We start from the raw sequence: 12,833 nt of genomic DNA, 5'->3' as shown, positions 1-12,833 counted from the left end.
ACATAAATAGTATTATGGAAGGCTAGATATCGAACCAGCATAGTTGCTGATACATATCCAGTGCTTTTTTATTCTGATCAGCCAGCATCATTAACAGCAAGCCTGCTACCCCGTCTTTTAATCCCATCGCATTCGCCTTTAACAGTGTTTTCCACTTTTCCCCCGCACGTAACTGGTCTGCCAGCTGGTCGGTATTTTGTCCTGCTTTGTGCAATAAATAAAAGCGATAAACATACTGTTCTTCCTTCAGTTGCAGCTTAGCTGTTGTCGGAATTCCCGTTATATGTGAGAGTAATAAACGTTCTTCATTTGTGGCCTCTGCTAACGATAAGGTGGCAATTCGTTCCTGCAGGCGTTGTAACTGTGCCTGGAAACCAGCTGCTACCAACGTTCTCCCTGCATTTATTTCATCCTGGTAACGCCTGTGCAGATAATAAAGCATACCTGCAACATCTGTCAGGGAAGATAGATCCGGATATTCAATGGCAGCAGTAATCGCAGCTTCCGCTTCCATCATACTTTCTGTCAGATCAAGAGAAATATAGTCTGCGCGCTGCAGATAACTCAGGCCAGCAACAATACCTGTGAGGCCATTTGCATATCCTATGCCTGTTTGACGGTCCACCTGCATATACATATCCTCCAGCAGATCTGCGGCAAAATCATTATAAATAGTCGATCCATTCGTCTCACTATAAGCTAGTAAAGCGGATGCTATACCAAGCTTCCCCGTCCATAAACCAGGATCATTGATGAAACCGGCATTGATAAGCAAGTAATCTGCGCAATGGGCAACAAGTTCCTGCCTCCAATCAATTGTAGTGGCAATGGTCATTTGATTGTGGAATTAGAGTACCAAAAAAATTGGGTTACTATATAATTTTTTCGATAGCCAATATGTCTTCTGATTATTTTAATAGGATTCTTAACATAACACTGGAATTACAATTGGATAATGACAGGTGAATATAGGTCCAAACAGTTCTAACTGTTTCCGTGTGTTGTAAAGTAAGTGTTATTTTTTCTTCCGTCAAAATAATTTTTCTGATTTTTTAAAAATCGTTCAATAATGAACACTCAAAAAATAATTTCACTTTTTTAACTGCGTAATCATTAAATTAATGGTTAGAAATTAACCCACATCATCAAACCCAATTCCACAAAATGCAAACAAAATTTATTGTCCTCGTTACCTTCCGCAATGTTAAAAATTTCATTGAAGAATGCTACAACTCTCTGGCAGCACAGACTTACGACAACTTCGAAGTTTATTTTGTAGATGATGAATCCACTGATGGATGTCTCGACTTAATTCCTGACGACGAAGATAAAGTACACAAGCAACGTAATCCTGTCAGACTTGGCCCCACCGGAAACATCGCTAACTTTTTAACTACTCATACTTTTGCACCGGAAGATGTGATTGTATTACTGGATGGAGATGATTATCTCAACGGTCACTATGTATTTCAGATCCTGGATCGTTATTATAATGGAGGCAAGTTATTAACATACGGTCAATATATGGACCAGTTCGGAAATATTGGTCATTGCACAGCTTACACCGAAGACGAAGTTAATAATCTCCGCCAGGCACCATGGAAATCATCACACCTCAAAACATTTAAGTTCAGTCTGTGGCAGGAATTGATGGCACAGGACCCTGAGTTAAATGCACTCAGGGATGCTACCGGCGGCTACTATATGGCTTCCAGTGATATGGCTGTCATGTTTCCCCTGATCGAGATCGCAGGGCATGAACATATCGCATGTCTGCCTAACATTGTATATGTCTACCGTTTTCATGATAACAATGATCATGCAAAACCTCATACCAGACAACTGCAATATGATGCAGAAGCGCACATACGCCAACGCCTGCCGATGCAACGTTTAGTAAGTATCATCAGCTGATCCGGCACAGTACTTAGTACTGTGCTTTGTTAGTACGACATATATTTTTTTATAAAAGCCTATCCATTAATGCATTGTTCAGCGGTGTTACTGCGTCTTTGCTTTATTGCGGACCTGGTATAGCATTGAAACTATTTATTCATTAGTATCATTTCTAAAAGTTCCCGAAAGGAATTGCTACAGGATTCATATTCATTGCTGACTTATTCCCTTTACAACTTCTTCATTCGTTTTTTGATTGTAAGGTCAAGTAGTGGAAACGTAACATGTAAATGTCAACACACCACTACTTAACCCTACAATTTATTGTTATTGCATAATCAACTTATAATTTGAGTTTTCATCATTTACCTACTTCAATAGTTTCGTTTTTAGTTGTAAACTTTCAATATATTTTTCTCGTTTACTTAGTTATAATACACAACCCTCGTAAATCCTTCGTTGTATAGAAGTCTTTTACAAAACCGTCTTCAAATTCGAGATATATTACGGAATCGACTAGTAAGCCAGCTGCAGGCATTACTCCGTCTCGTGGAATAAATTTATGAAAAACCCCTTCAATGTTTAAATGATAAGTTGTTCCTATTTTTATTTTATTATCACATAACCCGTTTTTTTTTACTCGTTAAGATTTTATACTGGTGACCTCCATTTTTAGCAGATATGATATAGGTATTACTAACGCTATCTATATGGTAGATATAATAGTCATTTGAATCCACAATATTGCCTGCCGCAAAATGTGTATTACCATTTGAAAATCCTTTTTTACTTATTGCATAAATCCCCAACAATATAGTAATAGTGATTGTTAATACTTTTTCCATGTTATTTATCTGCAATTCATAGATTTACTAGTGGAATTTATCCCTATACAATATCGCCGGGTTGTTGAGAACCAGCCAGGCGAATTAATGACCACGACATCTATTTTCCGATAAAAGGGATATGTCCTTTTCTAAATTAAGGTAATGTAACAGATTCGGTTGTTTACTGCTGATACGCCGATACCCCATACCTATCATATACCTGCTGATGCGTATCCTATTACATACCGTTATTAGCTTTATCATTTATCCCAATAGTAAACAGTAGCAGGGCAAAGCGCGTGGATATTGACTTTACCAGCCTGGTGCTGGCTAACTACCTACTGGCCTCGTTTCATTCATTTAACCCATAAGGTTATAAAAAATTGTATTAGCCAAATATCGATATATATTCTGACCATATGACCACTCTTTTGCCATTTCCCTTCGCTCCCGGATATACCTCTCCTAAAATTTGTTGGCATTGCCAATAATTTTTATTCAAAATCCGGTAACAATTTGAGTGAGGCTGCATCAAATAAGAAACAGTAAAAACCATCAATATGAAATGCAGATCAATATTTTTCAGTTTCTTGTTTATTTTGTGCTGCTTCCAGGGGCAGGCGCAGTCAGCGTTCAATGTAAAGGTTGTAGGAAAAGGAAGTCCCATCCTGTTATTCCCGGGATTTGCCTGTACGGGCGACCTATGGCAAGGCGTTACCGGTGAATTATCCAAACATTATGAGTGCCACATTTTCACGTTTGCAGGTTTTGGAGATGTGCCCCCTATCGGGAAACCATGGCTGCCGAATATTAAGGACTCAGTAATTAAATATGTGAATAATCATAAAATTCAGGGCGCCACTATTATTGGACATAGCCTGGGTGGTACGCTGGGGTTGTGGTTGGCAGCTACAGAGCCCGCAATGTTTAAAAAGATCATAGTTGTTGATGCCTTACCATGTACAGGAGTATTGATGATGCCTGGCTATAAGTCGGAAAATATAGGGTATGATAATCCTTACAGCAAAAAGATACGTGAAATGGATAGTACGGCTTTCCTGGAAATGGCGAAACAACAGACAGCCTATATCATGTTAAACAAAGATAAGAAAAGTCAGGTTGTTGAATGGATAATGAAGGCAGACAGGTCCACGTACGTAGACGGTTATGTTGATTTACTGAAACTGGATCTTAGGGCTGACCTTACAAAAATAAAAATACCGGTTGTTATCCTGGCAGCTACCTATCCCAATAAAGCCGCAATTGAAAAAAACTATAACGAACAATATGCGAATCTTAATGAGAAAACAATCTATTATGCAGACAATGCCGCCCATTTTATTATGTATGACCAACCGGAGTGGTTCTTATCTAAAATAACTGAAAGCCTACGATAACGTGAATAAAAAAGAACAGTTTGCTATCATTTACGAAGAACACCAGGCAAAGGTATTCAGGATATGTAAAGGCTATTTCAAGGGAGACGAACATACCGCCAACGACACAGTCCAGGAGGTATTTATTAAAATATGGCAACACTTGGAAAGCTTCCGCAATGAATCCCGGATAAGCACCTGGATATACCGGATTACTCTTAATTGTTGTTTGCTACACAAACGAAAACCGGCCGTAAAAAAAGAAATTCCTATGCCGGAACTGCCTGATGCAATACAGGTAGATTACAACCCCATCAGGGAAGAGCAGTTGAAAAAAATGTATACCTGTATCGGACAGTTGGAGGCCACAGATAGATTAATTATTACCATGATTCTGGAAGGAATGGATTACGGGGAAATTGCTGATATAATAGGCATTACCGGTGATACATTGAGGGTAAGAATACATCGTATTAAAAAGAAACTAACTAATTGTGTACAATTATGACTTCATTCGACACTATTCAGTATCTCTGGAACCAGCAAAGCCATGCAATTAAAGTTTCTTCCCGCCTGGAAGAACTGATTGAGCTGGCAGAGAAAAAAACACGTAAAATTAAAATCAGGCAATATTGGAATACAGCTATACTGGGTATAAGCATCCTGCTCTTTGTCTGGTATATAGCTGTTTTTACGGGACTAAGGGCAAGCTGGTTTCATGCCGGCATACTCCTCATGTTACTGTCGCTGGTATTGCGGGTGGTAATAGAAACCTGGAGCCTTGTTACCCTGAATCGAATAGATATTCGTACTGACTTTAGGAATTACACCAGACACATTACCCGGTTTTATAAAAGCCGAAAAATGATACATTACGTAGCAACACCTCTAATCCTATCAGCTTATACTACCGGATTCTTATTATTGCTACCGGCTTTTAAAAAATCTTTTTCAACAGCGTTTTTTGTGTACATCGTTATTTCAGGAGGCTGCTTTCTGGTTGTTTTTACATTTTTTATGATACGGGAGATAAAAAAAGAAATAAAGATGTTGACATTCCTGCGTGACATTGATATCTAATGGATGTATCAATTATATGTCTTGATTACCAATGGTTGCAATTCACCAACTTTACAAGGAAATTGCTTCAAATCTAAATAAAGCAGGTATTAACTCCATACGGGAAAGACATCTCTATTTATGTAAAGGCTTTTACAAAGCATGTTCTAACATTTTGCGGACACCGTCCGCAAAATTGTCAAGACAGAGATAATTCAATTGATTACATCTCTGTTTTTGAGTTGCGCGCTATAAAAAATTAGATGTGCAAATACGAACCTGCCGAATCATCCTAAAGCTGTCCTGAAAGGAGGGCTCAATATTTGATTTGTTAATCAAACATCAATAAAATAACTTTATAAAGTGAATCAAAAGAAGATGATTTGTGAAGTTGTAAATCACTGCCTTACATTATCATGTAAGTTCATTTTTCACATTACCTTCCATCACTTTACATTTTCCTCAATGTTAGGGAAAAGTCAAGGCCTGAAAAAGTAAAGTATACTTTTTCAGGCCTTGATAGCATTTGGCATGCGGTGTATAGATTATTACAATTTTTTGAATTTTCTATCAAGTTGCTCTAATATTTCTAAGCCATTATTATACTCTATAGAAGAAAAGAATTCCTGAACTTCCTTAATACTTTTTTCTATTTCTGTGATTTTATGAGTTGATACATTAGAAATCCTGCAAGTAAGCATTTTCAGATTTTTCTGCATATCATCCGGGTATTTGCCGAATAAAACCATTAAGATTTCTCCATATTTATGATTTATATTCCCAATTGATAAGTTTAAACCTTTGGCAAACGAATAGTAAATTATAGCTAGTGCCAAATTACTCATTTGTTTTTGTTGACATTTTTTAAGAGCCTTTATATGGTCTCCTTCATATATGGAAATAGCAGTATCTAGTTTCAGTAAGAAATCACTATAAAATAATGGCCCATAAAGACAAAATATTAAAATTGGCCATGATAGAATCCCTGTTAAAAGAATAGGTAGTATATGAAACGCACTAAAGTCAATCATTAACATAATTAAGGTGGATAAAACCAAAAGGCTAATAAAATGTGGAAGAACATGTGAATACCAATAGTATGTAATCAGTTTTCTTTTAGATGCTTGTATGCTCCAAGCTGGAATTGCTTTGGAAAAATGGAGATGGGTGTTATTAAGTAATAACTCGATATATTCAAAATTTTCAGGAGTACTAAAGGTCGCAAAAAGAACCAAACTCATCAATTTCTTTTTCATACACAGTTTCTTTTTATTTAAATTACTGAAAATAATTTTTTGATGGAAATTAATATTGCTACTCCTTCCGAAAAGTTTAGTAAACATCTAGATATTAATAATAATAAGCGGATATTATTTTCCGGAAGGTTCGGTATCGGGAAATCCTATTTTCTAAAAAAATACTATGAGAATAATAATAGCTCAGTATTTTATATTTCTCCCATAAATTATGTAGTTGGAGCAAATCAGGATATTTTCGAATGGATCAAAATTGATATTGCTAAGTTATTAATTGAAATAATTTACGACCAACAAGAGCCCCCAACAACAGAACAATTGGCAATAAATACCTATGTATTTAACAATGCTGGGAAAATATTTGTTAGGTTGCTTCGCAAAACAACAATAAAAGCATTATCCAAAAAACTCGAAGAAAAGACAGGAATTAACATTGAGGATATTGTAACAGAAGAAATTGAGGAGTACAAAAACTCGAATGAACACAATAGAATTGGAACTGAGCTTAGTAAAATTGAGAAATATATCACTGACTCTTTACAATTTAAGGGGTCTATTTATGAGAGAGATTTGACTACTCATATTATTTGTGAATGTTTACAAAGAATTAAGAATGCAAATAATCAAGAAAATATTTTAATAATAGATGACCTTGATCGACTTGATCCTGAACATATTTTTAGAATATTAAATATTTTAAGTGCGCATAATGATCACTTGGATAATGATAAATTTGGGTTTGATAAGGTCATAATTGTCTGTGATAAAAATAATCTAGAAAGTCTATTTAAGCATCGATATGGGGATCGTGCTGACTTTGAGGGGTATATTGAAAAATTTTATTCATTTGAACCTTTCCATTATTCTTTATCTGATTCAATTATCACATATTGCGAGAATAATCATTTTTTTAATTCATTAGATGACAAGAATAAGTCATTGTTAAAAACATTGTTAATCGGACTATTTAAAGCTGAAATCCTTAAAATTAGAAACTTACGGAAGATTAATAATTTTTCCTTAAAAGAGATGAATGTTGATGATACCTATTTAGATTTTAAAATCAGTACAAGTCCTGGATTACGTATTCATGAAACGTTTGTGAAAAATTTCAATATTAACGTCAGGATTGAAAAGGATCTATTGTATGTTCTAAATTTACTTAAGATTGCTTTTGGAGGAGTGAATGAAATGCTGGATGGATTTAATAAATTAAAGAATCAAAAATTTAATTTTCCCATGGAAGAAGTATTAACAATATATTCTTCAATACTTATTCCTAGTCATATATCTAAAATGAAAAGTAATAATGTCGCAGAATCTTTTTTTCATTGGCAAGGAGTAGGAAGTAATGGATATAATTTGGTTTCTCAAAGTAATCCTTATGGAATGATAGGTAAAAACCAATTTGAGATTCCGCTAAAATGGTCACCCAGAAATCCCTATAATAAAGGGGATTATTTTGAAGGAATTAATTATGAATTTATATTTAACAGGGATTCTTTAGATAATATGAAGGAGATTAATTCTTATTCGTTACTTGCAGATGAATTGTCCTCGATTGTACGTTACTTTATAAAATGACCAAGTGGAGTGTCAAAATAAATCAAATTTAATTTCGAGACTTTAAAATAAAATTTAAATAGCCTAGTCAACCTATATAAGGTTAGGTGAAAAAGAAACATTCCAAATATCGGAACTCGACTATCCACTCGACTAAAATAAAAAAGCCCACGCCTAACGTGAGCTTCTTATTTTCCTTGCGGACCAGACGGGACTCGAACCCGCGACCTCCGCCGTGACAGGGCGGCATTCTAACCAACTGAACTACTGATCCTTTTTCCCTGATCGGGACGCGAATGTACGCATTTCATCTGAATCACCAAATTTTTCTTAACTTTATTCTGATGATTTTTCCCCCCGACATACAAATCCCTTCCCACCTGCAACCCTACATTTCCCGTGTCTGGTACGCAGAAGGACCCGCTGAAAATGCCTTCCCCATCTTTGCCGATGGCCGGACAGGCCTCATCTTCCAGCAATCCGGAATGACATTGGGAAGCCAGGGAAAAAAACTCGCCCACTCCTTTGTATTCGGCCAGACACTCGACCCGATTATTTTACACACCCAACCCAACTGCCGGATCCTTGGCCTCATCTTTCATCCCCATGTACTCCCTTCCATTTTCCGGCTCCATGCCAAAGAACTGACCGATGAATGCATGGATATATCCCTGCTGCCCGCCCTGCCACAGGTCAATCTGAACGAACAATTATGGCATACCTCCTCACCCCAACGGCAATTCGAAATCCTCTTTTCCTACCTCGAAAAGATCATCACCCCTATAGACCTCACCATGCAATATGCTACCCGTCAAATCCTGGCCAGTAAAGGCAAAACCTCTTTAAAATACCTACACTACCAACTCAACCTCACAGAGCGCACCTTTGAAAGACGATTTGAACAATATGTTGGCATCTCCCCCCGCTTATTCTCCAACATCGCCCAGTTCCAGGCAGCCCTGTACATGCTGGATAATGGCCAGTTTTCAAAGCTCTCCGACATCGCCTACGCTAACGGCTATGCCGACCAATCCCACTTTATCCGCTGGTTTAAAAAGTTCACCGGTGTCACCCCGCTCGAACATTGTCGGAATCATTCTATTTTAAAAATGACTGGTTGCTGAGTTTTGTGTTGTAATAACACAAGCAAATGACACATTTCCTGCTCTTATTAACAGCCCTCCTGCCTAGACTATCAGACTATCCATCCTCCATTCCATACGAGGTGGCGACTTCCTTATTTTCCGATTATACAGATAAAGCAAGAAGTATCCATATACCTCCCCACCAAAAAATCATCATCATAGATAATGGATTGCCCCAATTTCCGGAAGGAACGATACTTTTTAAGACCTTTTCACAACAAGGTATCAAGATAGAAACAAGGGTATTGATAAAAACCGCGCAAAACTGGGAAGCCGGTACTTACATATGGGATGTCGCGCAACAGGACGCATATTTAACCAAAGGCAGAGAAAAACGCCCAAGTGGTTATACCATTCCGACTATCAGACAATGCCATTCCTGCCACGGCAAAGACCTTCAACCCATTGGAGTTAAAGCCCGGAATATATACCACCAGATCCCTTCTTTTATACAGGCAGGCCTGCTGGAAGCTCCTGATCTCACAAACGTATCACCACTTCCCAACTGGCAGGATACCACATGGTCACTGGAAAAACGTGCCCGCGCCTACCTGGATGTAAACTGTGCACATTGCCACCATCCAACTGGCATGTGCCACCAATCAGATCTACGCCTGGCATATGATGCCTACCTGGATCCCAAATACAAACAGCGCATTTTAAAATACATGCAAACCGGTAAAATGCCACTGATAGGTACACACATCATCCACAAAGAAGGAGTGGCGCTTATCGCGAATTATCTCGCCTCCCTTAAATAAACGGCATGCTCAAATTTCCAAACAAGCACCCTTTGGCAATGAAGATAAGAGCCGGTTCTCAAATAAAACCTTACGCAATTCAATAAAATCATTACAATGAAAATATGCACCACCATCCTCCTCGGTTTAATTGCTGGCATCTTCTATTGCTGGTCGATATCTGTAACAAAAGGATTGGCATTACTCCCCGATAAGGAATATCTGCTGGCTTTTCAAAAACTGAATCAGGCCATTCAAAATCCATTATTTTTTATCTGCTTCTTTGGCCCGGTATTCCTGTTACCAGTATGTATGTGGCGTAATTACAGTATCTGCTTGCTACTGGCTACCCTCAGTTATTATATCGGCGTAATGGGCGTAACAATAGCTGGTAATATTCCGCTGAACAATATGCTGGAAGCATTCTCTGTTCAGGGAGCAGGTATAGAAGAGCTTCGTGCTATGCGTGCACAGTTTGAAATGAAATGGAACATACTCAATCACATCAGAACACTTTGTAGCCTGGCTGCATTTATATTAACACTCATATCTCTGGATTAGCAACCGCGTTCGTGGATTTTAACATGGCCGGTGCCGGCTCATCTGCATGTGAGCACTATTCTTATTACCAGGATCCATAAACAGCCGGATGAAAGAATAATGGATCATCTAAATGGAACAGGAAATATCACCCATCGATTGACAAATCGTATATGTCTGTGCAAATTATGACGGATAGGTCTACATCATCTACCTGCAGGCCCTCAGATCTTCTACAAACGCCTCTACCGCTTTGGTCGCCGTATTCCAGCTGGTCACCAACCTGATAGCTGCCCGTTCACGATCGACCGGCTGCCATACATAGAATGCATATTTCTGCTCCAACCGGGCAATTATCGTCCTGGGTAGAATAGGAAAGATCTGGTTCGTCTTTGATTCAATCAGAAATTCATATCCCGCTTCACGGATGCCTGCCGATAACTTCCCCGCCAATTCATTCATATAGGCACCTATTGACAAGTAAGTATCTCCCCTGAATAATTCTCTAAACTGAATTCCTAACAACCGTCCCTTTGCCAGTAATGCCCCTCTCATTTTCAGGTTGTACACAAAATACTCCTGCAATGATGGATTGTTAATCACGATGGCCTCACCAATCAATGCGCCGTTCTTCGTTCCTCCCATGTAAAATGCATCTGTGTATTTCGCCAGGTCTTCATAACGCAGGTCACCTGCCTGCATACCTGAAGCGAGTCGTGCGCCATCCAGAAAGAGCAATAACCCTTTACTTTGACAATACTCCCAAAGCGCGATCAGTTCTGCTCTCAGATAATGCGTACCCAATTCTGTAGAATTGGAAATATACACCAGCCTTGGCAGTGGCATATGTAAGTAGGCTACTTTGTCAATAAAGGTAGCCAGCAATGCCGGCGATAATTTCCCATCCTGGGCAAACACTGTTTCTATCTTATGCCCGGTAGCTTCGATAGCACCGGTTTCATGATGAAATATATGCCCGGTAGTAGCAGCAATGACAGACTCATAAGGCCGCAGCACCGATGAAATAAACGTCAGATTGGCTTGTGTACCACCAGATACCAGGTGCACTGTAGCCTGCGGATGATTGATCTTTTCACGGATCAGGTCAATGGCTTCGCGTGTGTAATCATCATCACCGTAACCTCCTTGCTGGATCTCGTTTGTATCGGCCAGGGCCTTTAAAATAGCAGGGAGAGCACCCTCGCTATAATCACTTTTAAAACTTATCATAATGTAAAAGTATAATCGCCCGGGTGGGGACATGTAAATAATTCAGCATGGCATGGCCAGTCCGGGGCGCTGTAAATATAGTACGCAAACGCACGAATACCTAGCCATAGCGTGAACACTTTTGCCGGTAAACAATTGAAGCCCTCACCGATAGCGACTGCCACCGCGGCAGGAAACCGGTTAAAATAATACCCCAAATGAGTTGGACTCTTTTGGGGTATTACAAAATGTCATCTTTGAAGGAGTGCAATTCTGGCAGCATGGAAGGGGCAATATATCAAATGCTGCTTTATAGTAAACTGGTCAAGGAATAGAATAGGTAATACTTAGTTTTGGCCATTTAGTAGCATCACTGTTTCTATGGCCCGCAAAATTTAAATTACGGTAGTAGCTCTCCGATTGTAGTTGTAAACAAAATCCATTATTCTGACCGCTGTTCACTATATCCTGTACGAGCGCAGTCACGTCCACAGTAACATTATAATTCCACTGTGAGGTGGAAGCTGGTACAGTCGCCTGATTGACAGTGGTAGTGGAAGGTTGATTATTCCATGTGATTGTCGATTCACTCCATGTACCGGTTACCCTTTTTATATAACAGGCATTTGTGCCATAACTGTTATAAGGCGATCCGGGATAATAGGAATTCCCTGACGGGTTGGCTACCGCAGTACCGGAAGCCATTTCATACAGGTTTAGGGTAGCGGAGGTTACCGTAGTGCCTGGAGGCAGGAAACTGATGCCTGAAAACCCAAAAAAGTCTCTTCCAATGCCCGGGGTGCCAGAATAAGTCCAGGCAGAGGCAGCAAGATCCGGGTTACCTACCAGGTTGACGCCTGCATAACTCGTATAACTGTTAACTAAACAATCATACTGAACACTACTGGATAACAGGGAAATCTCCAAAGAGTGTACACCAGGTGCAAGGTTTAACTTCTGCGCGGATTGTCCAGCCAGCGTACTGACATCATTACCCTTACGGCAGCCGGCAATAGACAGGCATGTCATTACGAACATACCAATGAACATTGTTTTGATTTTCATGATGGGATTTTTTATGTTTTAATAGGGAAAACCTTATAGGAGTGCGGAGGATCCTTTCAGTTTAAATTTAGTGGTAGTCAACTGACCCTCGACGACAGTGGAAAAATATAATGCAAAATCATTTTTTAATGTCATTTGTTGGCATATCATTGCACCT

At 38.9% G+C, this 12,833-nt stretch carries 13 protein-coding genes and 1 tRNA gene; 8 read left to right on the top strand and 6 right to left on the bottom strand.

The annotated features are described in order from the left end of the window. Nucleotides 1–22: 22 nt before the first annotated feature. The gene (locus tag ABDW33_RS10285) at nt 23–835 is read right to left on the bottom strand and encodes a lanthionine synthetase LanC family protein (RefSeq protein ID WP_343689972.1); all 813 of its coding nucleotides are present in this window, start codon (nt 833–835) and stop codon (nt 23–25) included. Nucleotides 836–1,164: 329 nt separating this feature from the next. Between ABDW33_RS10285 and ABDW33_RS10280 the strand changes: the two genes are divergently transcribed. Then, nucleotides 1,165–1,914, top strand: coding sequence for a glycosyltransferase family 2 protein (locus tag ABDW33_RS10280; protein WP_343689971.1), 750 nt, complete (start codon nt 1,165–1,167; stop codon nt 1,912–1,914). A gap of 599 nt (nt 1,915–2,513) precedes the next feature. Here the strand turns inward: ABDW33_RS10280 and ABDW33_RS10275 are convergent. After that, entirely contained in the window at nt 2,514–2,741 is a 228-nt protein-coding gene (locus tag ABDW33_RS10275) for a hypothetical protein (RefSeq protein ID WP_343689970.1), read from the bottom strand. Nucleotides 2,742–3,283: 542 nt separating this feature from the next. Between ABDW33_RS10275 and ABDW33_RS10270 the strand changes: the two genes are divergently transcribed. Genes ABDW33_RS10270 through ABDW33_RS10260 form a run of 3 tightly spaced genes read left to right on the top strand, consistent with a single transcriptional unit; the run spans nt 3,284 to nt 5,179 of the window. Next, the gene (locus ABDW33_RS10270) at nt 3,284–4,120 is read left to right on the top strand and encodes an alpha/beta hydrolase (protein ID WP_343689969.1); all 837 of its coding nucleotides are present in this window, start codon (nt 3,284–3,286) and stop codon (nt 4,118–4,120) included. 1 nt (nt 4,121) lies between these two features. Next, nucleotides 4,122–4,607: a sigma-70 family RNA polymerase sigma factor gene (locus ABDW33_RS10265; protein ID WP_343689968.1), complete on the top strand. Its 486-nt coding sequence runs from the start codon at nt 4,122–4,124 to the stop codon at nt 4,605–4,607. Further along, nucleotides 4,604–5,179, top strand: coding sequence for a hypothetical protein (locus ABDW33_RS10260; RefSeq protein ID WP_343689967.1), 576 nt, complete (start codon nt 4,604–4,606; stop codon nt 5,177–5,179). The genes ABDW33_RS10265 and ABDW33_RS10260 overlap by 4 nt, the downstream gene beginning before the upstream one ends. Before the next feature lie 527 nt (nt 5,180–5,706). Here ABDW33_RS10260 and ABDW33_RS10255 read toward each other — a convergent pair. Next, nucleotides 5,707–6,414: a hypothetical protein gene (locus tag ABDW33_RS10255; protein WP_343689966.1), complete on the bottom strand. Its 708-nt coding sequence runs from the start codon at nt 6,412–6,414 to the stop codon at nt 5,707–5,709. A 42-nt stretch (nt 6,415–6,456) separates the two neighbouring features. Here ABDW33_RS10255 and ABDW33_RS10250 point away from each other — a divergent pair, with 42 nt between their 5' ends. Beyond that, complete coding sequence (locus ABDW33_RS10250) at nt 6,457–7,998, top strand: P-loop NTPase fold protein (protein WP_343689965.1); 1,542 nt, start codon at nt 6,457–6,459, stop codon at nt 7,996–7,998. A 179-nt stretch (nt 7,999–8,177) separates the two neighbouring features. Here ABDW33_RS10250 and ABDW33_RS10245 read toward each other — a convergent pair. Next, a tRNA-Asp gene (locus ABDW33_RS10245) sits at nt 8,178–8,251 on the bottom strand. A 70-nt stretch (nt 8,252–8,321) separates the two neighbouring features. Here ABDW33_RS10245 and ABDW33_RS10240 point away from each other — a divergent pair. From ABDW33_RS10240 to ABDW33_RS10230, 3 genes are all read left to right on the top strand, one after another. Then, complete coding sequence (locus ABDW33_RS10240; protein WP_343689964.1) at nt 8,322–9,101, top strand: helix-turn-helix transcriptional regulator; 780 nt, start codon at nt 8,322–8,324, stop codon at nt 9,099–9,101. Nucleotides 9,102–9,127: 26 nt separating this feature from the next. Then, nucleotides 9,128–9,883 carry a hypothetical protein gene (locus ABDW33_RS10235; protein WP_343689963.1) on the top strand — a complete coding sequence of 252 codons (756 nt, stop codon included), beginning with the start codon at nt 9,128–9,130 and terminating at the stop codon, nt 9,881–9,883. 96 nt (nt 9,884–9,979) lie between these two features. Next, on the top strand, nt 9,980–10,423 hold the full coding sequence (locus ABDW33_RS10230; protein ID WP_343689962.1) for a DUF1772 domain-containing protein: 444 nt from the start codon (nt 9,980–9,982) through the stop codon (nt 10,421–10,423). A gap of 189 nt (nt 10,424–10,612) precedes the next feature. Here the strand turns inward: ABDW33_RS10230 and ABDW33_RS10225 are convergent, their stop codons facing one another. Together ABDW33_RS10225 and ABDW33_RS10220 are read right to left on the bottom strand one after the other, a co-directional pair. Further along, a complete protein-coding gene (locus tag ABDW33_RS10225) occupies nt 10,613–11,632 on the bottom strand; it encodes a beta-eliminating lyase-related protein (RefSeq protein ID WP_343689961.1) in 1,020 nt (339 codons plus the stop codon). Between the two features lie 303 nt (nt 11,633–11,935). Then, nucleotides 11,936–12,676, bottom strand: coding sequence for a DNRLRE domain-containing protein (locus tag ABDW33_RS10220; protein WP_343689960.1), 741 nt, complete (start codon nt 12,674–12,676; stop codon nt 11,936–11,938). Nucleotides 12,677–12,833: the final 157 nt, after the last annotated feature.

Source organism: Chitinophaga sp. (genome assembly GCF_039596155.1).
Classification (GTDB): Bacteria; Bacteroidota; Bacteroidia; order Chitinophagales; family Chitinophagaceae; genus Chitinophaga.
This window is presented reverse-complemented; position numbering and strand designations above follow the sequence as displayed.